The sequence below is a fragment of the Streptomyces panacea genome (assembly GCF_040560175.1).
Lineage (GTDB): Bacteria > Actinomycetota > Actinomycetes > Streptomycetales > Streptomycetaceae > Streptomyces > Streptomyces panacea.
In genome coordinates, this window is sequence record NZ_JARJHW010000114.1 from 1 (window position 1) to 23,685 (window position 23,685).

At 66.5% G+C, this 23,685-nt stretch carries 10 protein-coding genes, 1 tRNA gene, 3 rRNA genes and 1 pseudogene; 14 read left to right on the forward strand and 1 reads right to left on the reverse strand.

The window, feature by feature from the left end; all coding sequences use genetic code 11:
- Window positions 1-255 precede the first annotated feature (255 nt).
- From P3L51_RS24010 to P3L51_RS24025, 4 genes are all read left to right on the forward strand, one after another.
- Window positions 256-1,779: ribosomal RNA gene (locus tag P3L51_RS24010) — 16S ribosomal RNA — on the forward strand.
- Between the two features lie 314 nt (window positions 1,780-2,093).
- Window positions 2,094-5,217, forward strand: a 23S ribosomal RNA gene (locus tag P3L51_RS24015).
- Window positions 5,218-5,297: 80 nt separating this feature from the next.
- A 5S ribosomal RNA gene (gene rrf / locus P3L51_RS24020) occupies window positions 5,298-5,414 on the forward strand.
- Together the 16S, 23S and 5S rRNA genes with 1 tRNA gene alongside form the textbook arrangement of a ribosomal RNA operon.
- A gap of 110 nt (window positions 5,415-5,524) precedes the next feature.
- Window positions 5,525-5,600 (forward strand) — tRNA-Thr (locus P3L51_RS24025).
- A gap of 73 nt (window positions 5,601-5,673) precedes the next feature.
- Here the strand turns inward: P3L51_RS24025 and P3L51_RS24030 are convergent.
- Window positions 5,674-8,325: a SpoIIE family protein phosphatase gene (locus P3L51_RS24030; protein ID WP_354607350.1), complete on the reverse strand. Its 2,652-nt coding sequence runs from the start codon at window positions 8,323-8,325 to the stop codon at window positions 5,674-5,676.
- Between the two features lie 286 nt (window positions 8,326-8,611).
- On the opposite strand from P3L51_RS24030, the gene P3L51_RS24035 reads away from it, so the two are divergent.
- From P3L51_RS24035 to P3L51_RS24080, 10 genes and pseudogenes are all read left to right on the forward strand, one after another.
- Window positions 8,612-14,161 (forward strand): HAMP domain-containing protein, encoded by a 5,550-nt coding sequence (locus tag P3L51_RS24035; RefSeq protein ID WP_354607351.1) that lies wholly within the window; start codon window positions 8,612-8,614, stop codon window positions 14,159-14,161.
- A 279-nt stretch (window positions 14,162-14,440) separates the two neighbouring features.
- The gene (locus P3L51_RS24040) at window positions 14,441-15,106 is read left to right on the forward strand and encodes a response regulator (RefSeq protein ID WP_354607352.1); all 666 of its coding nucleotides are present in this window, start codon (window positions 14,441-14,443) and stop codon (window positions 15,104-15,106) included.
- 174 nt (window positions 15,107-15,280) lie between these two features.
- The gene (locus P3L51_RS24045; RefSeq protein WP_354607353.1) at window positions 15,281-18,166 is read left to right on the forward strand and encodes a DNA translocase FtsK; all 2,886 of its coding nucleotides are present in this window, start codon (window positions 15,281-15,283) and stop codon (window positions 18,164-18,166) included.
- Between the two features lie 210 nt (window positions 18,167-18,376).
- Window positions 18,377-19,231: a helix-turn-helix domain-containing protein gene (locus P3L51_RS24050; protein WP_435594512.1), complete on the forward strand. Its 855-nt coding sequence runs from the start codon at window positions 18,377-18,379 to the stop codon at window positions 19,229-19,231.
- A gap of 163 nt (window positions 19,232-19,394) precedes the next feature.
- Complete coding sequence (rimO, locus tag P3L51_RS24055) at window positions 19,395-20,933, forward strand: 30S ribosomal protein S12 methylthiotransferase RimO (protein WP_354607354.1); 1,539 nt, start codon at window positions 19,395-19,397, stop codon at window positions 20,931-20,933.
- Window positions 20,930-21,595, forward strand: a complete 666-nt coding sequence (gene pgsA / locus P3L51_RS24060) for a CDP-diacylglycerol--glycerol-3-phosphate 3-phosphatidyltransferase (RefSeq protein ID WP_354607355.1) — start codon at window positions 20,930-20,932, stop codon at window positions 21,593-21,595. The genes rimO and pgsA overlap by 4 nt, the downstream gene beginning before the upstream one ends.
- Before the next feature lie 92 nt (window positions 21,596-21,687).
- Entirely contained in the window at window positions 21,688-22,200 is a 513-nt protein-coding gene (locus P3L51_RS24065) for a CinA family protein (protein ID WP_354607359.1), read from the forward strand.
- A gap of 109 nt (window positions 22,201-22,309) precedes the next feature.
- Window positions 22,310-22,693: a helix-turn-helix domain-containing protein gene (locus P3L51_RS24070; protein ID WP_354607356.1), complete on the forward strand. Its 384-nt coding sequence runs from the start codon at window positions 22,310-22,312 to the stop codon at window positions 22,691-22,693.
- 185 nt (window positions 22,694-22,878) lie between these two features.
- Window positions 22,879-23,349 (forward strand): Dps family protein, encoded by a 471-nt coding sequence (locus P3L51_RS24075; protein WP_354607357.1) that lies wholly within the window; start codon window positions 22,879-22,881, stop codon window positions 23,347-23,349.
- 131 nt (window positions 23,350-23,480) lie between these two features.
- Window positions 23,481-23,685: pseudogene (locus tag P3L51_RS24080) on the forward strand (hypothetical protein); the annotation flags it as partial.

The window sequence follows — 23,685 nt, forward strand, 5'->3', positions numbered from 1 at the left end:
ACAGCAAGAACCGAAGGGAAGCCCGGAGGAAAGCCCGAGAGGGTGAGTACAAAGGAAGCGTCCGTTCCTTGAGAACTCAACAGCGTGCCAAAAGTCAACGCCAAATATGTTGATACCCCGACCTCGTCCACATTCGTGGATTGGGTTGAGGTTCCTTTGATAGAAACACAGCGAGGACGCTGTGAACGACCGGTCTTATTCCGACCGGTTGTTCCGCTCTCGTGGTGTCCACCTGACCTTCGGGTCGGGAAAACATTCACGGAGAGTTTGATCCTGGCTCAGGACGAACGCTGGCGGCGTGCTTAACACATGCAAGTCGAACGATGAAGCCTTCGGGTGGATTAGTGGCGAACGGGTGAGTAACACGTGGGCAATCTGCCCTGCACTCTGGGACAAGCCCTGGAAACGGGGTCTAATACCGGATGACACTGTTCCCCTCATGGGGGACGGTTGAAAGCTCCGGCGGTGCAGGATGAGCCCGCGGCCTATCAGCTTGTTGGTGGGGTAATGGCCTACCAAGGCGACGACGGGTAGCCGGCCTGAGAGGGCGACCGGCCACACTGGGACTGAGACACGGCCCAGACTCCTACGGGAGGCAGCAGTGGGGAATATTGCACAATGGGCGAAAGCCTGATGCAGCGACGCCGCGTGAGGGATGACGGCCTTCGGGTTGTAAACCTCTTTCAGCAGGGAAGAAGCGAAAGTGACGGTACCTGCAGAAGAAGCGCCGGCTAACTACGTGCCAGCAGCCGCGGTAATACGTAGGGCGCAAGCGTTGTCCGGAATTATTGGGCGTAAAGAGCTCGTAGGCGGTCTGTCACGTCGGGTGTGAAAGCCCGGGGCTTAACCCCGGGTCTGCATTCGATACGGGCAGACTAGAGTGTGGTAGGGGAGATCGGAATTCCTGGTGTAGCGGTGAAATGCGCAGATATCAGGAGGAACACCGGTGGCGAAGGCGGATCTCTGGGCCATTACTGACGCTGAGGAGCGAAAGCGTGGGGAGCGAACAGGATTAGATACCCTGGTAGTCCACGCCGTAAACGTTGGGAACTAGGTGTTGGCGACATTCCACGTCGTCGGTGCCGCAGCTAACGCATTAAGTTCCCCGCCTGGGGAGTACGGCCGCAAGGCTAAAACTCAAAGGAATTGACGGGGGCCCGCACAAGCAGCGGAGCATGTGGCTTAATTCGACGCAACGCGAAGAACCTTACCAAGGCTTGACATACACCGGAAAGCATCAGAGATGGTGCCCCCCTTGTGGTCGGTGTACAGGTGGTGCATGGCTGTCGTCAGCTCGTGTCGTGAGATGTTGGGTTAAGTCCCGCAACGAGCGCAACCCTTGTTCTGTGTTGCCAGCATGCCCTTCGGGGTGATGGGGACTCACAGGAGACCGCCGGGGTCAACTCGGAGGAAGGTGGGGACGACGTCAAGTCATCATGCCCCTTATGTCTTGGGCTGCACACGTGCTACAATGGCCGGTACAATGAGCTGCGATACCGCAAGGTGGAGCGAATCTCAAAAAGCCGGTCTCAGTTCGGATTGGGGTCTGCAACTCGACCCCATGAAGTCGGAGTTGCTAGTAATCGCAGATCAGCATTGCTGCGGTGAATACGTTCCCGGGCCTTGTACACACCGCCCGTCACGTCACGAAAGTCGGTAACACCCGAAGCCGGTGGCCCAACCCCTTGTGGGAGGGAGCTGTCGAAGGTGGGACTGGCGATTGGGACGAAGTCGTAACAAGGTAGCCGTACCGGAAGGTGCGGCTGGATCACCTCCTTTCTAAGGAGCACTTCTTACCGGATTCCTTCGGGGTCCGGTCAGGGGCCAGAACACCGGCGACTGTCCGGTGCTGGTTGCTCATGGGTGGAACGTTGACTATTCGGCACAGTTTTTCATGGTTCTCCAAGTACTGCTTCGGCGTGGAAAGGGGGATGGTGAAGGGCTGTGCTGGGCGCGCTGTTGGGTGTCTGAGGGTACGGGCAGTTACTGCTTGTGTCTTCGGGATGCCGGCCCCGGTGTACTCGTCCTTAGTGGATGGGGTGACGGGTGGTTGGTCGTTGTTTGAGAACTGCACAGTGGACGCGAGCATCTGTGGCCAAGTTTTTAAGGGCGCACGGTGGATGCCTTGGCACCAGGAACCGATGAAGGACGTGGGAGGCCACGATAGTCCCCGGGGAGCCGTCAACCAGGCTTTGATCCGGGGGTTTCCGAATGGGGAAACCCGGCAGTCGTCATGGGCTGTCACCCATACCTGAACACATAGGGTATGTGGAGGGAACGAGGGGAAGTGAAACATCTCAGTACCCTCAGGAAGAGAAAACAACCGTGATTCCGGGAGTAGTGGCGAGCGAAACCGGATGAGGCCAAACCGTATGTGTGTGATACCCGGCAGGGGTTGCGCATGCGGGGTTGTGGGAGTGCACTTGATCAGTCTGCCGGCTGGTCGGAGAGTCAGAAACCGTACAGGTAGGCGAAGGACATGCGAAAGGTCCGGCGTAGAGGGTAAGACCCCCGTAGCTGAAATCTGTACGGCTCTCTTGCGTATTTCCCAAGTAGCACGGGGCCCGAGAAATCCCGTGTGAATCTGGCGGGACCACCCGCTAAGCCTAAATATTCCCTGGTGACCGATAGCGGATAGTACCGTGAGGGAATGGTGAAAAGTACCGCGGGAGCGGAGTGAAATAGTACCTGAAACCGTGTGCCTACAAGCCGTGGGAGCGTCGCGCAAGGAACTTGTTCCTTGCGTCGTGACTGCGTGCCTTTTGAAGAATGAGCCTGCGAGTTTGCGGTGCGTTGCGAGGTTAACCCGTGTGGGGAAGCCGTAGCGAAAGCGAGTCCGAACAGGGCGATTCAGTAGCGCGCTCAAGACCCGAAGCGGAGTGATCTAGCCATGGGCAGGTTGAAGCGGCTGTAAGAGGTCGTGGAGGACCGAACCCACCAGGGTTGAAAACCTGGGGGATGACCTGTGGTTAGGGGTGAAAGGCCAATCAAACTCCGTGATAGCTGGTTCTCCCCGAAATGCATTTAGGTGCAGCGTCGTGTGTTTCTTGCCGGAGGTAGAGCACTGGATAGGCGATGGGCCCTACCGGGTTACTGACCTTAGCCAAACTCCGAATGCCGGTAAGTGAGAGCGCGGCAGTGAGACTGTGGGGGATAAGCTCCATGGTCGAGAGGGAAACAGCCCAGAGCATCGACTAAGGCCCCTAAGCGTACGCTAAGTGGGAAAGGATGTGGAGTCGCAGAGACAACCAGGAGGTTGGCTTAGAAGCAGCCACCCTTGAAAGAGTGCGTAATAGCTCACTGGTCAAGTGATTCCGCGCCGACAATGTAGCGGGGCTCAAGCGTACCGCCGAAGTCGTGTCATTCGTGCATATAGCCCCAACGGGCGTACGGATGGGTAGGGGAGCGTCGTGTGCCGGGTGAAGCCTCCGCGGAAGCGAGGGGTGGACGGTTCACGAGTGAGAATGCAGGCATGAGTAGCGATACACACGTGGGAAACGTGTGCGCCGATTGACTAAGGGTTCCTGGGTCAAGCTGATCTGCCCAGGGTAAGTCGGGACCTAAGGCGAGGCCGACAGGCGTAGTCGATGGACAACCGGTTGATATTCCGGTACCCGCTTTGAAACGCCCAGTGTTGAATCCATTAATGCTAAGACCGTGAAGCCGTCCTGGAGCCTTCGGGCAAAGGGAAGTGGTGGAGCCGTCGGTCCAAGGTGGTAGTAGGCAAGCGATGGGGTGACGCAGGAAGGTAGTCCAGCCCGGGCGGTGGTTGTCCCGGGGTAAGGGTGTAGCCCGAGAGATAGGCAAATCCGTCTCTCATTAAGGGTGAGACCTGATGCCGAGCCGATTGTGGTGAAGTGGATGATCCTATGCTGTCGAGAAAAGCCTCTAGCGAGTTTCATGGCGGCCCGTACCCTAAACCGACTCAGGTGGTCAGGTAGAGAATACCGAGGCGTTCGGGTGAACTATGGTTAAGGAACTCGGCAAAATGCCCCCGTAACTTCGGGAGAAGGGGGGCCATTTCCGGTGATCACTCTTGCAGTGTGAGCTGGGGGTGGCCGCAGAGACCAGCGAGAAGCGACTGTTTACTAAAAACACAGGTCCGTGCGAAGCCGTAAGGCGATGTATACGGACTGACGCCTGCCCGGTGCTGGAACGTTAAGGGGACCGGTTAGTCACATTTCGGTGTGGCGAAGCTGAGAACTTAAGCGCCAGTAAACGGCGGTGGTAACTATAACCATCCTAAGGTAGCGAAATTCCTTGTCGGGTAAGTTCCGACCTGCACGAATGGCGTAACGACTTCTCGACTGTCTCAACCATAGGCCCGGTGAAATTGCACTACGAGTAAAGATGCTCGTTTCGCGCAGCAGGACGGAAAGACCCCGGGACCTTTACTACAGTTTGATATTGGTGTTCGGTTCGGCTTGTGTAGGATAGGTGGGAGACTTTGAAGCTTGGACGCCAGTTCAGGTGGAGTCGTCGTTGAAATACCACTCTGGTCGTGCTGGATGTCTAACCTGGGTCCGTGATCCGGATCAGGGACAGTGTCTGATGGGTAGTTTAACTGGGGCGGTTGCCTCCTAAAGAGTAACGGAGGCGCCCAAAGGTTCCCTCAGCCTGGTTGGTAATCAGGTGTTGAGTGTAAGTGCACAAGGGAGCTTGACTGTGAGACCGACGGGTCGAGCAGGGACGAAAGTCGGGACTAGTGATCCGGCGGTGGCTTGTGGAAGCGCCGTCGCTCAACGGATAAAAGGTACCCCGGGGATAACAGGCTGATCTTCCCCAAGAGTCCATATCGACGGGATGGTTTGGCACCTCGATGTCGGCTCGTCGCATCCTGGGGCTGGAGTCGGTCCCAAGGGTTGGGCTGTTCGCCCATTAAAGCGGTACGCGAGCTGGGTTTAGAACGTCGTGAGACAGTTCGGTCCCTATCCGCTGCGCGCGCAGGAGTCTTGAGAAGGGCTGTCCCTAGTACGAGAGGACCGGGACGGACGAACCTCTGGTGTGCCAGTTGTCCTGCCAAGGGCATGGCTGGTTGGCTACGTTCGGGAGGGATAACCGCTGAAAGCATCTAAGCGGGAAGCCTGCTTCGAGATGAGGACTCCCACCCACTTGATGGGGTAAGGCTCCCAGTAGACGACTGGGTTGATAGGCCGGATATGGAAGCACCGTGAGGTGTGGAGTTGACCGGTACTAATAGGCCGAGGGCTTGTCCTCAGTTGCTCGCGTCCACTGTGTCAGTTCTGAAACAACGAACATCTGTGACATCACCCGGTTGTTCAGTGGTTTCAATGTGTTTCGGTGGTCATTGCGTTAGGGAAACGCCCGGTTACATTCCGAACCCGGAAGCTAAGCCTTTCAGCGCCGATGGTACTGCAGGGGGGACCCTGTGGGAGAGTAGGACGCCGCCGAACAAATTTTGTGCCTCAACCCCCGGACCTTGTCCGGGGGTTGAGGCATTTCTGCGTTCATGTCCCAGGTTTTCAGCACGCGGCGCTTCGGGTATGATCTCTCTTGTTGCCGCGCCCCAATAGCTCAGTCGGTAGAGCGTCTCCATGGTAAGGAGAAGGTCTACGGTTCGATTCCGTATTGGGGCTCCAGCACGAAGAAGAAGGGCCCCGCCATCAGGCGGGGCCCTTCTTCGTTGTCCGTGGTCGCCGTCCGGACGTTCCGTCAGTTCTTCTGCGGCTCGGGCACGCGCATCGCCAGGATCGCCATGTCGTCCGACGCCGGCTCCGCCGCGAACCTCTCGACCGCTCGCAGCACGCGTGACGCGACGGCGCCGGCTGTGAGGCCCGTACAGCCCGTCAGTACGTCGATGAGGCCGTCGTCGCCCAGCATCCGCGTTCCCTCGCGGCGTTCGGTGACGCCGTCGGTGACACAGAGCAGGACGTCGCCCGGGTCGAGGGTGACCATCTGCTCGTACAGCTCCAGGTCGTCCATGACGCCGAGCAGCGGCTGCGGGTCCGCCGCCGCCTCCACCGTGCCGTCCTGGCGCAGACGCAGCGGCAGGGGGTGGCCGGCACAGACAACTTTCAGGACGGCGCTGCCGTCCTCCTGGGGCCACAACTCCCCGTACAGCAGCGTCAGGAAGCGGCTGCGCGCGCCCTCGTCGAGGATTGCCGCGTTCAGGCGCTCCAGCACCGCCGGGCCGCTGAAGCCCTCGCGGGCGAGGAGCCGGAGCGCGTGCCGGGCGAGGCCGGTCACCGCCGCGGCCTCCGGGCCCGTACCGCAGACGTCGCCGATGGCGAAGCCGTACGCGCCGTCACGGATGGGGAAGAGGTCGTAGAAGTCGCCGCCCACCTCGTTGCCTTCGCCCGCCGCGCGGTAGATGACCTCCACCTCGACGTTCGGAACCTGCGGCAACTCCGGCGGCAGCAGGCTGCGTTGGAGGGACTGACTGATCGCCATGCGTTCCGAGTACAGACGCGCGTTGTCGAGCGCGAGCGCCGCTCGGCGGGACAGGTCCTCGGCCAGTTCCAGGATCTCCTGGCGGAAGTGGTCGTCGGACGGCTTGCCGAGGGTGAGCATCCCGATCACGCGGTTACGGGCGACCAGAGGCAGTACGACGGTCTCTCCGCCCACCGCGGCGGCCGTCGCCAGCGTTGTGCCGATTCCGGAGGAGACAGGCGTGGAGGCCCCTCCCAGCTCCCTCATGGACGTACGGAGCGCCGCCTGGTGCGCGGCGTCGGCCGGGCCGGTCCAGACGCGGGCGCCGGGAGTGGGCACCGGCTCGGGCGGATCGATCGTGGAAAGCAGGGCCTTCAGGCCGTCGATGCGCTCCTCGTCCTCGTGCAGCACGTAGGAGAGGTACGGGTCCGACGCCTGGTCGGCGATGGTGTAGACGGCGCACCACGTCGCGAGGGTCGGCACCGTCATCTGGGCCATCAGCGCGAGCGTCTGGTCCCGGTCGAGGGTGCCGGCCAGCAGGTCGGAGGCTTCGACGAGGAAGGAGAGCGAACCGCGCCGGAGGCGTTCGAGCTCGCCGAGTCGCGCCGACTCGACGGCCAGCGCGATGCGGTCGGCGGCGAACTGGAGGCGCAGGGCCTCCTCGTTGGAGTACCGGCCCGCCGATTCGGCGGCGACGCCGAGCGAGCCGGTGAGCCGTCCCTCGACCTTGAGCGGGACGGTGACGACGGAGCGCATGCCGGTGCCGTTGAGCAGCGGGACGGCGCCGGGGACGATCGCGAGGTCTTCGTGGACCGCGGGCATACGGGCGGAGCCGTACCGCCCCGTGCCGGCCTCCACCTGGACGCGGGCGAAGCGCTGCCGGGCCGAGGGGAGTCCGGTGGTGGCCCGTACCTCCAGCTCCGTCTCGTCGTCGGTGGCGAGCAGGAGGAAGGCGGAGTCGCCTTCGAGCATGTCGCGGGCGCGCTCCACGGTGCGCTGGAGCAGGCCGTCGAGATCCTCGGGGGCCGGTGAGCCGATGAAGACCTCGAAGGGGTCCACGGTGCGGCTCTCGACGCCCGCCTCGGTGGCGGGGACGCGCTGCGGGGTCTGGATGACGGCGCGTTCGTCGTCCCGTACGAGGAGGCAGACGGTGGACGGCTCGCCCTCGGTGTCGCGCACCCGGAGGTGGGAGGCGTACACGGGGATGACTCTGCCGTCGCTGCCCCGGATTCCGTAACTGCCCTCCCAGCGCGACAGCAGCAGCGCCTCGGCGATGCCGGTGCCGATGCCCGGTGTGTGCGGCCAGGCGGCGAAGTGGGTGAGGGGTTTGCCGATGACCTGGTCGGCGGGGTAGCCGAAGAGGTGTTGCGCGTCCTCGTTCCAGGTGAAGACGGCGCCGGTTCTGTCGATCTGGACGACGGCGACCCTGACCCGTTCGTCGGTGACGGGGAGGAGCGCGTTCGGGATGACGGGGCCGGCGGACCGGGCGCCCACGGGGCGGTCGGGCAGGTCGAGCTGGAACCAGACCTGCTTGTGCGTCGAGGTGTAGTCGACGCCCCAGCAGGAGGCCAGGGCGGCGCAGAGGAGCAGTCCGCGGCCGTTCTCGCGGTCGGGGCTGCCCAGTGACAACCCCGTGCCCTGCATGGGGATCTCACGGTCGGGATAGCGGTCGGAGACCTCGACGCGGACGGCGTCCTCCGTACGGAGGCAGAGCACGTCCGCGGATGTGCCGGCGTGGATGACGGCGTTGGTGACGAGTTCGCTGGTGAGGACCACGGCGTCGTCGACGACGTCGGAGTAGCCCCATCCTTGGAGGGTGTCCCGGACAAAGGCACGGGCGGTCGCGACGGACCGCCCGACAGGGTCGAAGCTGGCAGCCGCCCGCGCGGTGATCACAAAACTCCTCGTACGCGTCTCGACGCCCGGCTCTGCCATGATGCGGCCCCGCCCTCCAGATGCCCGGTGGTAGTACGTTCGCCACACCGCCCCCGCCGGGCAGACCGGGACGGTTGGACAGCCGGATGCCAGGTTACTTACCTTCGCTGCGAGGGTGGATGCCGGTCGCCACTGTTTCCGCCTACCGGGGGTGGGGACGCTATGCGAAGCTGCCGAACTGTTATCGCCAGGTTCAGCCATGGTGAAACACTGGGCAGGATTCCAGAGACAGCCCGAGTAACAGGTCTGAGCAGTCATTACGGTCAACCCCCGCGGGAGGGACACGGTGGAGTCTGGCGTGGCGGCGCGTGGCAACAGCACGCGCGCAAAAGGCGGACGGTCCCGGAACGGGGCCATCGAGGTCGATGCGGCGGCTCTGAGCAGACTGCTGACGGCCCTGGTGGCGATGCGCGACGGCAACTTCCGTAAACGCCTGACCGTCTCCGGTGACGATGTGATGGCGGAGATCTCCGCCGTGTTCAACGAGGTGGCGGACCGGAATCTGCACCTCACGGGCGAGCTGGCCCGCGTACGGCGCATGGTCGGTCGTGAGGGAAAGCTCACGGAGCGGCTGGAGACGGGCGCCTGTGAGGGGTCCTGGGCCAGCGCCATCGACGCGTCGAACGCGCTGGTGGACGACCTGGCGCGCCCCGTGTCCGAGGTCGGGCGGGTGCTGTCGGCGGTCGCCGAGGGTGACCTGGAGCAGCGGATGGAGCTGCGTTCGCACTTCACCGAGGGCTCGGAGGGGACGGAGCGCCCGCTGCGCGGCGAGTTCCTGAAGGTGGCCAGGACCGTCAACAACCTGGTCGATCAGCTGTCCGCGTTCACCGACGAGGTGACGCGCGTGGCGCTGGAGGTCGGTACCGAGGGCAAGCTCGGCGGCCAGGCCAAGGTGCGCGGTATGTCGGGTTCGTGGAAGGACCTCACGGACTCCGTCAACACGATGGCGTACCGGCTCACGGCTCAGGTACGTGACATTGCTCTCGTTACGACGGCCGTCGCCAAGGGTGACCTGTCGCGCAAGGTCACCGTGCACGTGGCCGGCGAGATGCTTCAGCTGAAGAACACCGTGAACACGATGGTGGACCAGCTGTCGTCGTTCTCGTCCGAGGTGACGCGGGTGGCCCGCGAGGTCGGCACCGAGGGTGAACTCGGTGGCCAGGCCACCGTGCCCGGCGTGGCCGGTGTGTGGAAGGACCTCACCGATTCGGTGAACACGATGGCCGGCAACCTGACCAGTCAGGTGCGTGGCATCGCCGAGGTCACCACCGCCGTCGCCAACGGCGATCTTTCCCAGAAGGTCACGGTGAGCGCGCGTGGCGAGGTCGCGCAGCTCGCCGAGACGATCAACCAGATGACCGAGACGCTGCGTACGTTCGCCGACGAGGTGACACGGGTGGCGAGCGAGGTCGGCGGCTCGGGTGTGCTGGGCGGCCAGGCGCAGGTGCCGGGCGCCGCGGGCACCTGGAAGGACCTGACGGACTCGGTCAACACCGTCTTCCGCAATCTGACCACCCAGGTGCGGGACATCGCGCAGGTGACGACGGCGGTCGCCAACGGTGACCTTTCTCAGAAGGTGACCGTCGACGTCGCGGGCGAGATGCTCGAACTGAAGAACACCGTCAACACGATGGTGCGCCAGCTCAATTCGTTCGGCTCCGAGGTGACGCGGGTCGCCCGTGAGGTCGGCGTCGAGGGCCAACTGGGCGGCCAGGCCGAGGTGCCGGGCGCGGCGGGTACGTGGAAAGACCTCACCGACTCGGTCAACACCGCGTTCCGTAACCTCACCGGCCAGGTGCGGGACATCGCGCAGGTGACGACGGCGGTCGCGAACGGCGATCTCTCTCAGAAGGTGACCGTCGATGTCGCCGGCGAGATGCTCGAACTGAAGAACACCGTCAACACGATGGTGGCGCAGCTGTCGTCGTTCGCCGACCAGGTGACGCGGATGGCGCGTGACGTGGGTACGGAGGGCAGGCTGGGCGGCCAGGCGCGGGTGGACGGCGTCTCCGGTACGTGGAAGGAGCTGACCGACTCCGTCAACTTCATGGCCGGCAACTTGACGGACCAGGTGCGGCAGATCGCCCAGGTGACCACGGCGGTGGCGCGCGGTGATCTGTCGCAGAAGATCGACGTGGACGCCCGGGGTGAGATTCTGGAGCTGAAGAACACCATCAACACGATGGTCGACCAGCTCTCGGCCTTCGCCGATCAGGTGACCCGCGTGGCCCGCGAGGTGGGCACGGACGGCAGGCTGGGCGGTCAGGCCCAGGTGCCGGGCGTCGCCGGCGTCTGGCGCGATCTGACGGACTCCGTGAACGGCATGGCGGGGAACCTGACCTCCCAGGTCCGCAACATCGCGCAGGTCGCCACGGCGGTGGCGCGCGGTGATCTGTCACAGAAGATCGACGTGGACGCGCGCGGCGAGATCCTGGAACTGAAGAACACCCTCAACACGATGGTCGACCAGTTGTCGAACTTCGCGGAGCAGGTGACCCGCGTCGCCCGCGAGGTCGGTACGGAGGGCATGCTCGGCGGTCAGGCCGAGGTGCAGGGTGTCTCGGGCACCTGGAAGGACCTCACCCAGTCCGTCAACTTCATGGCGGGCAATCTGACGGACCAGGTGCGGCAGATCGCCCAGGTCACGACGGCCGTCGCCAAGGGCGACCTGTCGAAGAAGATCACCGTCGACGCCAAGGGCGAGATCCTCGACCTCGTCACGACCGTCAACACGATGGTCGACCAGTTGTCGAACTTCGCCGACGAGGTGACCCGGGTGGCCCGCGAGGTGGGCACCGAGGGCATCCTCGGCGGCCAGGCGCGGGTGCGTGGCGTCACCGGCATCTGGAAGGACCTCAGCGACAACGTCAACACGATGGCCAACAACCTCACCAGTCAGGTGCGGAACATCTCGCGGGTCTCGTCGGCCGTCGCCAACGGCGACCTCACCAAGAAGGTCACCGTCGAGGCGCGCGGCGAGGTCGCCGAACTCGCCGACACCGTCAACATCATGGTGACGACGCTGTCCTCGTTCGCCGACGAGGTGACGCGGGTGGCCCGCGAGGTGGGCACCGAGGGCGAGTTGGGCGGCCAGGCGCGCGTCCCGGGTGTCTCCGGGACGTGGAAGGACCTGACCGAGTCGGTGAACTCGATGGCGTCCAACCTGACGGGCCAGGTGCGCCAGATCGCCACGGTCACCACCGCCATCGCGAAGGGCGATCTCACCAAGAAGATCGACATCGACGCCCGCGGTGAGATTCTGGAGCTGAAGAACACCATCAACACGATGGTCGACCAGCTCTCCTCGTTCGCCGATCAGGTCACTCGGGTGGCCCGCGAGGTGGGCACGGACGGGCAGTTGGGCGGCCAGGCCCGGGTCAGGGACGTCGACGGCACCTGGCGCGACCTCACCGAGTCGGTGAACGAGATGGCCGGCAACCTGACCCGTCAGGTGCGGGCGATCGCGGCCGTCGCCACCGCGGTGACCCGCGGCGATCTGAATCTGAAGATCGACGTCGACGCGGCGGGCGAGATCCAGGTCCTCCAGGACAACATCAACACCATGATCGCCAACCTGCGCGACACCACCCTCGCCAACGAGGAGCAGGACTGGCTCAAGGGCAACCTGGCCCGTATCTCCGGTCTGATGCAGGGCCGCCGGGACCTGGACGACGTGGCGTCGTTGATCATGAGCGAGCTGACGCCGGTGGTCGCGGCGCAGCACGGCGCGTTCTTCCTCGCCATGCCGACCGGCACCGTCTCCGAGCTGGGGACGGCCGGCGGGCGCGACGGCTCGTACGAGCTGTGCATGCGCGGCAGTTACGGCTACTCGGCCGGTTCGATGCCGACTTCCTTCCGGCCCGGCGAGACCCTCATCGGTACGGCCGCCGAGGAGAAGCGCACGATCCAGGTCAACGTGCCGCCGGGCTATCTCAAGATCTCCTCGGGGCTCGGCGAGGCGTCACCGGCGTACGTGATCGTGCTGCCGGTGCTGTTCGAGGGCAAGGTCCTCGGCGTGATCGAGCTGGCGTCGTTCCAGCCCTTCACCCAGATCCAGCGCGACTTCCTCAACCAGATCGCCGAGATGATCGCGACGAGCGTCAACACCATCAGCGTCAACACCAAGACCGAGGTGCTGCTCAAGCAGTCGCAGGAGCTGACCGAGCAGCTGCGGGAGCGCTCGGCGGAGCTGGAGAACCGGCAGAAGGCCCTCCAGTCCTCCAACGCGGAGCTGGAGGAGAAGGCGGAGCTGCTGGCCCGTCAGAACCGCGACATCGAGGTGAAGAACACCGAGATCGAAGAGGCGCGGCAGGTGCTGGAGGAGCGCGCCGAGCAGCTCGCGGTGTCGATGCGCTACAAGTCCGAGTTCCTGGCGAACATGTCGCACGAGTTGCGTACGCCGCTGAACTCGCTGCTGATCCTGGCGAAGCTGCTCGCGGACAACGCGGAGATGAATCTCTCTCCGAAGCAGGTGGAGTTCGCCGAGACGATCCACGGCGCGGGCTCGGACCTGCTCCAGCTCATCAACGACATCCTCGATCTGTCGAAGGTCGAAGCGGGCAAGATGGACGTCAGCCCGACGCGGATCGCGCTCGTACAGCTCGTCGACTATGTCGAGGCGACGTTCCGGCCGCTGACGGCGGAGAAGGGGCTCGATTTCTCCGTACGGGTCTCGCCGGAGCTGCCGGCGACGCTGCACACCGACGAGCAGCGGCTGCTCCAGGTGCTGCGCAACCTGCTGTCCAACGCGGTGAAGTTCACCGACACGGGCGCCGTGGAGCTGGTGATCCGGCCCGCCGGGGCGGATGTGCCCAACGCGATCAGGGAACAGCTGCTGGAGGCCGGTTCGCTGCGTGACGCGGACGCCGATCTGATCGCCTTCTCGGTCACCGACACCGGTATCGGGATCGCGGCGAGCAAGATGCGGGTGATCTTCGAGGCGTTCAAGCAGGCGGACGGTACGACGAGCCGTAAGTACGGAGGTACGGGTCTGGGCCTGTCCATCAGCCGGGAGATCGCCCGGCTGCTCGGCGGCGAGATCCACGCGGCGAGCGAGCCGGGCCGCGGTTCGACGTTCACGCTGTACCTGCCGCTGCACGCCAGTGAACTGCCCCCGCAGGGCTACCCGCAGCTGACTCCGGGCATCGACCCGCAGCGCGGCAACAGCGACTCCGCGGCGCTGTCGCCGGAGCAGGCGCGGCTGGACCGGCCCGCGGCCCCCTCGGAGGCCCGTACGGGGCCCGCCGCGCTGTTCCGGCGCCGCCGCAAGGCCCTGGGCGGTCCCGAGCAGCTGAACTCGCCGACCGGGCGCTCAGGGGGCCCGTCGGCCGGGTCGCCGGGCACCGGGAACGGCTCCGCGGGCACGGCCAACGGCCTGCGGTCGTCGGGTGGTTCGGGGGCGGACGAGTCCTGGGCTGCGGACGCGCAGGACGCTCCGGAGGAGCGGCGTACGTTCTCGTTCGGCGGAGAGAAGGTGCTGATCGTGGACGACGACATCCGCAACGTCTTCGCGCTGACCAGCGTCCTCGAACAGCACGGTCTGTCGGTGCTGTACGCCGAGAACGGCCGTGAGGGTATCGAGGTGTTGGAGCAGCACGACGACGTGACGCTGGTGCTGATGGACATCATGATGCCGGAGATGGACGGATACGCGACGACGACGGCCATCCGTAGGATGCCGCAGTTCGCCGGGCTGCCGATCATCGCGCTCACCGCGAAGGCGATGAAGGGTGACCGGGAGAAGGCGATCGACTCGGGCGCATCTGACTATGTGACAAAGCCGGTCGATCCCGATCACCTTCTGTCAGTGATGGAGCAGTGGATGCATCAGAAGTGACACAGAAGTGATGCGGGGAGTGGCTTCAGAAGTGACCGGCGGCTGTGCGAACCTGTGGGAGAAGGTGAGTTCTTGTGGCCGATCAGGTGTGGGCCACAGGTAATCGGGGAACTTTCCGAGCTCCTGTGACGTTTTTGCTACGTGCACAGTGACATCGCGGTGACAGGGTGTGGCGACAGGCGGGGTGCGGCTACCATGACCGGCACAAGGACGGACGGCGTAAGGGAGTCGTCCCCTGGGGCGGCGCCCGGTGCACAGCCGGGGCGAGGAGGGCGGGCCATGGTGCAGAAGGCCAAGATCCTCCTGGTCGATGACCGGCCGGAGAATCTGCTCGCGTTGGAGGCCATTCTCTCCGCGCTCGATCAGACGCTGGTGCGGGCATCGTCCGGGGAGGAAGCGCTCAAGGCGCTGCTGACGGACGACTTCGCGGTCATTCTGCTGGACGTCCAGATGCCGGGGATGGACGGTTTCGAGACCGCCGCGCACATCAAGAGGCGTGAGCGGACGCGGGACATCCCGATCATCTTCCTCACGGCCATCAACCACGGTCCGCACCACACCTTCCGGGGCTACGCCGCCGGCGCGGTGGACTACATCTCCAAGCCGTTCGACCCGTGGGTGCTGCGTGCGAAGGTCTCCGTCTTCGTCGAGCTGTACATGAAGAACTGTCAGTTGAAGGAGCAGGCCGAACTGCTCAGACTTCAACTCGCGGGAGCGGGCGAGGTCAAGGAACCGACGGGTCTCCTGGCCGAGCTGTCCGCCAGACTCGCCGCGGTCGAGGAGCAGGCCGAAGCGCTCTCCAAGCAGTTGGACGACGAGTCCGCCGACGCGGTGGCCGTCGCCACGGCCGCACATCTGGAGCGCAAACTGACCGGGCTCCGCCGGGCGCTTGACGCCCTGGAGCCGGGCAGCGGAGGCGGCTCCCCGCTTCCCTCACCGAACTGACCGGGTACGTCCCGGGCTGCAACAGGCCCGTGGGCGGCCCGTTCCGGTCTGTCCCGAGGTCCGGCCCCAAGGGGGCTGAGAGCGCGTCAGTTTCCGGCCGACGGCTGGCGACACGAACGGGTGAAGCAGTGGGCACACGTGTCCGTCGCGGTTCACACCGGTAACCTCACCCCCATGGCCTCACGTACGTCCGGCAAGGGTTCCCAGGGCACGGCGGGCACCGCGAAACCGCGTGCCGGCCGTCCGAGCGGTGCCGCGAAGAAGGCGGCCCCCGCCGTCAAGGCCGCGGCGAAGAAGTCAGCACCCACGAAGAAGGCACCGGCCAAGAAGGCTCCCGCGAAGAAGTCCGCGGCCAAACCGGCACCCAAGCCCGCCCCCTCCCCGACGAACGGCGTCTACCGCCTCGTACGCGCCCTCTGGCTGGGTCTCGCGCACGCGGTCGGCGCGATGTTCCGCGGTATAGGGCGGGGCGCGAAGGGGCTCGACCCGGCGCACCGCAAGGACGGCGTCGCGCTGCTGCTGCTCGCGCTCGGCCTGATCGTCGCCGCCGGTACGTGGTCGAATCTGCGAGGCCCGGTCGGTGATCTCGTCGAGATGCTGATCACCGGTGCCTTCGGCCGGCTCGACCTGCTCGTCCCGATACTGCTGGGTGCCGTCGCCGTCCGGCTGATCCTCTATCCGCAGCGGCCCGAGGCCAACGGACGCATCGTCATCGGCCTCTCCGCGCTGGTGATCGGCGTCCTCGGGCTCGTGCACATCGCCTGCGGCTCCCCGGGCCGGGACGCGGGTACGGAGGCGATGCAGGACGCCGGCGGACTCATCGGCTGGTCCGCCTCCATGCCGCTGATCTTCGCCATGGGCGAGGTGCTCGCCGTACCGATGCTGGTCCTGCTCACCGTCTTCGGGCTGCTCGTCGTCACGGCGACGCCCGTCAACGCCATCCCGCAGCGGCTGCGGCAGCTCGCTGTCCGGCTCGGCATCCTCGATCCCGCCCGGGCCGACCGCGACGACGAGTACCTGGAGCACGAGTACGACAGCGACGACGAACGCTACGACGACCAGTGGCGTGAGGCCCTGCCCGCACCGGTGCGCCGCTCGACGGCGCGGCGCGGCACGGCGCCCGAGGACTACGACCCCGACCAGGCCGAGGCCGAGGCGCTGGTCCGCCGCCGGCGCCCACGAAGGCAGTCGGTGCAGCCCGGCCACGACCGGCCCATGGACGCCGTCGACGTGGCCGCGGCGGCCGCCGCCGCGCTGGACGGAGCCGTACTCAACGGGATGCCGCCCTCGCCGATCGTCGCCGACCTCACCCAGGGCGTCTCGGCCGACCGCACGCGGGACGCGGCGAGGGCGCGGCCGGGGGAACGTACGCGCGGGGTCGGCAGCCGGTCGGGCGCGGGGTCGGCGTCCGGGCCGGGGGAGCGCTCCGTGCCCACGGCGCGCGAGCCGGAGCCACGTGACGCCGCGGCGCAGTCGCCGTCCGGCGCCGTGGCCGACCTGACCAAGACCCCACCCGCGCAGGACCGACCGCTGCCTCCGCGCGCCGAGCAGCTTCAGCTCGCCGGCGACATCACCTACTCCCTGCCCTCCCTGGACCTGCTGGAACGGGGCGGCCCTGGCAAGACCCGCAGCGCCGCCAACGACGTGGTCGTCGACTCACTGACCAACGTCTTCATGGAGTTCAAGGTCGACGCGACCGTCACCGGCTTCACCCGGGGGCCGACCGTCACCCGCTACGAGGTCCAGCTCGGCCCGGCCGTGAAGGTCGAGCGCATCACCGCGCTCACCAAGAACATCGCCTACGCCGTGGCCAGCCCCGACGTCCGGATCATCAGCCCCATCCCCGGCAAGTCCGCCGTCGGTATCGAGATCCCGAACTCCGACCGGGAGATGGTCAACCTCGGCGACGTCCTGCGGCTCGCCGACGCCGCCGAGGACGACCACCCGATGCTCGTCGCGCTCGGCAAGAACGTCGAGGGCGGCTACGAGATGGCCAACCTCTCCAAGATGCCGCACCTGCTGGTCGCCGGCGCCACCGGATCCGGCAAGTCCTCCTGCATCAACTGTCTGATCACCTCGGTGATGGTCAGGGCGACCCCGGAGGACGTCCGGATGGTCCTCGTCGACCCCAAGCGGGTCGAGCTCACTGCGTACGAGGGCATCCCGCACCTGATCACGCCCATCATCACCAACCCCAAGCGGGCCGCCGAGGCGCTCCAGTGGGTCGTGCGGGAGATGGATCTGCGGTACGACGACCTCGCGGCGTACGGCTACCGCCACATCGACGATTTCAACCAGGCCGTACGCAAGGGCAAGGTCAAGGCCCCCGCGGGCAGTGAGCGCGAGCTGACGCCCTATCCGTATCTGCTCGTGATCGTGGACGAGCTGGCCGACCTGATGATGGTCGCGCCGCGCGACGTCGAGGACGCGATCGTCCGCATCACCCAGTTGGCCCGCGCCGCCGGTATCCATCTGGTGCTCGCCACCCAGCGCCCCTCGGTCGATGTCGTCACTGGTCTGATCAAGGCGAATGTGCCCTCCCGGCTCGCCTTCGCGACCTCCTCGCTCGCCGACAGCCGGGTCATCCTCGACCAGCCGGGCGCCGAGAAGCTGATCGGCAAGGGCGACGGGCTGTTCCTCCCCATGGGCGCCAGCAAGCCGACCCGTATGCAGGGCGCCTTCGTTACGGAGGACGAGGTCGCGGCTGTCGTCCAGCACTGCAAGGACCAGATGGCGCCGGTCTTCCGGGAGGACGTCGTCGTCGGCACGGCCAAGAAGAAGCAGATCGACGAGGACATCGGCGACGATCTCGATCTGCTGTGCCAGGCGGCCGAGTTGGTGGTCTCCACACAGTTCGGTTCGACATCCATGCTTCAGCGCAAGTTGCGCGTGGGTTTCGCCAAAGCGGGCAGGCTCATGGATCTGATGGAATCGCGGAACATCGTCGGTCCGAGCGAGGGTTCCAAGGCGCGTGATGTGCTGGTGAAGGCAGACGAGCTGGACGGGGTTCTCGCCGTCATCCGCGGTGGGCCCGCTCCCGAAGGAGCTGACGGAAATTGACGGAACCTGAAGCGATCCGAGGGATACCTGGAGCAACCCTTTCCCCCGGTCGGACGTCAACGTGGAGAGAGAGACACCTCGGTGTCCCGCCGACACGCCGTCCGGCCATTCAGATGGCGTACAAAGTGCGTCCGCCCGGTTGCCCCACCCTTTCGTACCACCCATAGACTGAACATCCAGCAGGTGGCTACACGCTCGAAAGGCACTCCCGTGTCCATCGGCAACTCCCCCGAAGACGACCAGCCTTCCGCCGTCGACCCCGCTGAGGACGAGCGGCCCGCGACCGAAGAGGACAAGCCTTCGGTCGGTCACGTCCTCCAGCAAGCACGCGCCGCCGCCGGTCTGACCGTCGAAGAGGTCAGCGCCTCCACGCGGGTGCGCGTTCCCATCGTGCAAGCGATCGAGCAGGACGACTTCTCGCGCTGCGGCGGCGACGTCTACGCGCGCGGCCACATCCGCATGCTCGCGCACTCCGTCGGGATCGACCCCGAGCCCCTCGTCGGGCAGTACGACTCCGAGCACGGCGGGCGCCCGGCGCCGACGCCCGCGGCCCCGCTGTTCGAGGCGGAGCGCATCCGCCCGGAGCGCCGCCGTCCCAACTGGACGGCGGCCATGGTCGCCGCGATCGTCGCGGTGATCGGCTTCGTCGGCTTCACCATGTTCAACGGTGCCGAGGAGGAGGGCCAGGGCAAGCAGATCGCCGAAGGCCCGGCGCCCGAGAAGACGACCTCCGAGCCGAGCACCACGAAGCCCGCCGACCCGAAGCCCGACCCGTCCGACAGCGCCATCGCCGCGGCCCCCGCCGACAAGGTGACCGTCAAGCTCTCCGCGGTCGAGGACAAGAGCTGGATCTCCGCCAAGTCCCCCAACGGTGAACTGATCTTCGACGGACTGCTCCTCAAGGGCGAGTCCAAGACCTTCCAGGACGACGAGCAGATCGACTTCATCCTCGGCAACGCCGGGGTGATCGACATCTTCGTCAACGGCAAGCAGGTCGACGAGGACTTCAAGCCCGGCCAGGTCGAGCGGCCGTCGTACACGAAGGGTGACCCCGAGGCGGGCTGACGCCGCGGCCGGCGCCGGGCGGGATCCGCGGGCGCCGGCAGGCATCGGGGGAGTGGTCGCCGGGAGGCGCGCGGGGGCTGCCGGGGAGCGGCCCCCGGCCCCCGGAGGGGCCGGCCAACCCTGCACGGCAGGAGGGCGGCCAGGACAAAGTAGTCTTGAGCCCATGCCCGAACGCCGTACCGTCGCCCTTGTCACGCTTGGCTGCGCCCGTAACGAGGTGGACTCGGAGGAGCTTGCAGGCCGCTTGGCAGCGGACGGCTGGGAGCTCGTCGAGGAAGCCGCCGACGCGGACGTCGCCGTCGTCAACACCTGCGGCTTCGTCGAAGCCGCCAAGAAGGACTCCGTCGATGCCCTGCTGGAAGCCAACGATCTGAAGGATCACGGCAGAACCCAGGCCGTCGTCGCCGTCGGCTGCATGGCCGAGCGCTACGGCAAGGAACTCGCGGAGTCGCTCCCCGAAGCGGACGGCGTACTCGGATTCGACGACTACGCCGACATCTCGGACCGCCTCCAGACCATCCTCAACGGCGGTATCCACGCCTCGCACACACCCCGCGACCGGCGCAAGCTGCTCCCGCTGAGCCCGGCCGACCGCCAGGGCGCCACCGGTGTGGCCCTGCCCGGACACGGCGGCGGGACGACGCCTCCTCCTACCGAGGCGGTCATCCCCGCTCCCGCGGACCTGCCGCAGGGGCTCGCGCCGGCCTCCGGTCCGCGCGCCCCGCTGCGCCGACGTCTCGACAACAGCCCCGTCGCCTCCGTGAAGCTGGCCTCCGGCTGCGACCGGCGCTGCACCTTCTGTGCCATCCCCTCCTTCCGCGGCTCCTTCATCTCGCGCCGTCCCTCCGACGTGCTGGGTGAGACGCGCTGGCTGGCCGAGCAGGGGGTGAAGGAGGTCATGCTCGTCTCCGAGAACAACACCTCCTACGGAAAAGACCTCGGCGACATCCGCCTCCTGGAGACGCTGCTGCCCGAACTCGCGGCGGTCGACGGGATCGAGCGCGTACGGGTCAGCTACCTCCAGCCCGCCGAGATGCGCCCCGGGCTCATCGACGTCCTGACGTCCACGCCGGGCGTCGCCCCGTACTTCGATCTGTCCTTCCAGCACTCCGCGCCCTCCGTACTGCGCGCGATGCGCCGCTTCGGTGACACCGACCGCTTCCTGGAACTGCTGGAGACGATCCGGGGCAAGGCCCCGCAGGCGGGTGTGCGCTCCAACTTCATCGTGGGCTTCCCGGGCGAGACCGAGGCGGACTTCGCCGAGCTGGAACGGTTCCTCACCGGCGCGCGGCTCGACGCCATCGGTGTGTTCGGCTACTCGGACGAGGACGGCACCGAGGCGGCGACGTACAAGCACAAGCTGGACGAGGACGTCGTGGCCGAGCGGCTGGCGCGTCTGTCGCGGCTGGCCGACGAGCTGACGTCCCAGCGGGCCGAGGAGCGCCTGGGGGAGACCCTGACGGTGCTCGTGGAGTCCGTCTCCGACTCCTCGGACGACGCCGAGGAGCCCGCCGTGGGCCGGGCGGCCCACCAGGCGCCCGAGACCGACGGCCAGGTGATCTTCACGTCGGGCGAGGGGCTGCGTCCCGGTCGTATGGTCGAGGCAAAGGTGGTCGGCACCGAGGGCGTGGACCTGGTGGCGGAGTACTGCGGCTTCACGGGGGACGAGCCCCGGAGCCCCGGCGAGGAGGCAGCCAGATGACCGGAGTCCCGGCATCGGCCGAGGGCGGCCAGGGTAGGCCGGCGCCCGGCGGCAAGCTGGGGGCTGCGGCCGTCAACCAGGCCAGCGTGTGGAACATCGCCAACATCCTCACCATGATGCGGCTGGTGCTCGTACCGGCCTTCGTGGCGCTGCTGCTCCAGGACGGCGGGTACGACCCGGCCTGGCGCGCCTGGGCGTGGGCCGCGTTCGCCGTGGCCATGATCACCGACATCTTCGACGGCCATCTGGCCCGTACGTACAACCTGGTCACCGACTTCGGGAAGATCGCCGACCCGATCGCCGACAAGGCGATCATGGCGGCGGGGCTGATCAGTCTCTCCGCGCTCGGGGATCTGCCGTGGTGGGTGACCGGGGTCATCCTCTTCCGCGAGCTCGGGATCACGCTGATGCGGTTCTGGGTGATCCGGCACGGGGTCATCCCGGCCAGCCGCGGCGGCAAGATGAAGACGCTGGCGCAGGGCACGGCGGTCGGCATGTACGTGCTGGCGCTGACGGGGCCGCTGGCGACGCTGCGGTTCTGGGTGATGGCGGTCGCGGTCGTGCTGACCGTGCTGACCGGCCTGGACTACGTGCGCCAGGCGATCGTCCTACGGAGGTCGGGCCTGGCGGCCGAGCGCGACCGGGCGGAGCGCGCTTCGTGACCTTGGGGGCGACCGGGACGCTCGGCGCGCAGGACGGTGCGGGGACGACCGTGCCGACCGCGGGGAAGGATGCGGCCGCCGACGACGTTCTCCTGAAGGAGGTCGCGGCCCGGGTGCTGGATCTGCTCGTACAGCGAGGAACGACGCTGGCGGTGGCCGAATCACTGACCGGGGGTCTGGTGGCCGCGGAACTGACCTCCGTCCCCGGCGCTTCCCGGGTGCTTCGCGGGGGAGTCACGGCGTACGCGACGGACCTCAAGCGCGATGTCCTCGGTGTGGACGGGACACTTCTGGCCGAGCGGGGCGCGGTGGATCCCGAGGTCGCGCGGCAGATGGCCGTCGGCGTACGGGACGTACTGGCCGCCGGCTGGGGCATCGCGACCACCGGGGTCGCGGGTCCCGAGCCACAGGACGGGCAGCCCGTGGGCACCGTCTACGTGGCTGTGAGCGGTCCGCACGGCGCCGAGAAAGTGGCCGCACTGCGGTTGAACGGTGACCGGGCGGAAATCCGTAGAGAGAGTGTACGGAGCGTGCTGGAACTGCTCTCCGGCGAACTGACCGGGAACAGGCGGACACAGGATACGGAACGGAACGGGGGGACTTGATGTTTGCAGCCCTGAGTGAACACGACATCGCTCCCCGCACGGCCGCAGCGCGAGGCGGTACGGTGGGGCGAGAAGGTTGCGGCTACGCGGTCCGAGGAGGGAGCCACCGATGATTCTGCTCCGTCGCCTGCTTGGTGACGTACTGCGTCGGCAGCGCCAGCGCCAGGGCCGTACTCTGCGCGAAGTCTCCTCGTCCGCCCGAGTCTCGCTCGGCTATCTCTCCGAGGTGGAGCGGGGGCAGAAGGAGGCTTCTTCCGAGCTGCTCTCCGCTATCTGCGACGCGCTTGACGTACGGATGTCCGAGCTCATGCGCGAAGTGAGCGACGAACTGTCGTTGGCCGAGCTGGCCGCGTCGGCAGCGGCCAGTGAGCCGGTGCCCGCGGCGGTACGCCCGATGCTCAATTCCGTCTCCGTGACGTCGGTGGCAGGTGTGCCGACGGAGCGGGTGACCATCAAGGCGCCTGCGGAAGCGGTGGATGTCGTCGCCGCTTGATCCGTCGGCGTGACCGAGGCCTGAGCCCCGGACGGTCCCAGTGACCGGCCGGGGCTTCTGCTTTGCCCGCTTCGCTCGGCAGGGCGTCGCTCCGGTTCCAGAAATTCACCGATTTCCCCGAAATGATCCTTTTGGGGTCTTGTGCCATGGTGGGCGTACGTGTGAACGGAACTGGAGGATGCCCCATGTCTGTCGTCAAGAGCTCACTGCCCGAGGCGGATCTGAAGCTGGTCGGCGAGGCGCTGCAGGGCGCGCTCGTGGATCTGCTCGATCTCTCACTGGTGGCCAAGCAGGTGCACTGGAACATCGTCGGGCCGCGCTTCCGGTCCGTACACCTCCAGCTCGACGAGGTCGTCACCACGGCGCGGCAGCACTCCGACACCGTGGCGGAGCGGGCCTCGGCGATCGGCGTGACCCCGGACGGCCGCGCGGCGACGGTCGCGGCGCAGAGTGCGATCGGCACCGTCCCCAGCGGCTGGATCAAGGACACGGACGCCGTACGGACGCTGGTGGACGCCCTCAGCGCGGTGATCGTCCGCATGCGCGAGCGGATCGGCGTGACCGACGAGCCCGACCCGATCACCCAGGACATCCTGATCGGCCTGACGGCCGATCTCGAGAAGCATCGGTGGATGTTCCAGGCGGAGAGCGCGTAGGGCGCGTGAGCCGGGTGCGGGTGTCTCGCGTGGTGTGCCGCGGCGAGGGTCGCGGATGCGCGGTGCGCGCCTCCCGTGCGCCCTTTCGCCGGATACGCGGGCCGGTCTAGCGTCGGTCTGAGGAGGCGGCCATGGCACGGCGACGGATCCTTCTGCCCGTTCTCGCTCTGGGCGGGCTCTGGTGGTGGGCCGTACTGCGGCTCGCGCTGGCGCCCGAGCACGCCGGGGTCATCGAGGGGGCGGTGGCCGCGGGCGGCTGGGGGCTGAGCCTGCTGCCGGTGCATGTGGCGGCCCGTACGTCGGTGAGGTCCGGGAACGGCGCCGTCTCGGTGGTGG

Coding starts and splice junctions, on each gene's coding strand:
- P3L51_RS24030 (WP_354607350.1), bottom strand. CDS start 8,325: ATGGCAGAGCCGGGCGTCGAGACGCGTACGAGGAGTTTTGTGATCACC.
- P3L51_RS24040 (WP_354607352.1), top strand. CDS start 14,441: ATGGTGCAGAAGGCCAAGATCCTCCTGGTCGATGACCGGCCGGAGAAT.
- P3L51_RS24045 (WP_354607353.1), top strand. CDS start 15,281: ATGGCCTCACGTACGTCCGGCAAGGGTTCCCAGGGCACGGCGGGCACC.
- rimO (WP_354607354.1), top strand. CDS start 19,395: ATGCCCGAACGCCGTACCGTCGCCCTTGTCACGCTTGGCTGCGCCCGT.
- pgsA (WP_354607355.1), top strand. CDS start 20,930: ATGACCGGAGTCCCGGCATCGGCCGAGGGCGGCCAGGGTAGGCCGGCG.
- P3L51_RS24070 (WP_354607356.1), top strand. CDS start 22,310: ATGATTCTGCTCCGTCGCCTGCTTGGTGACGTACTGCGTCGGCAGCGC.
- P3L51_RS24075 (WP_354607357.1), top strand. CDS start 22,879: ATGTCTGTCGTCAAGAGCTCACTGCCCGAGGCGGATCTGAAGCTGGTC.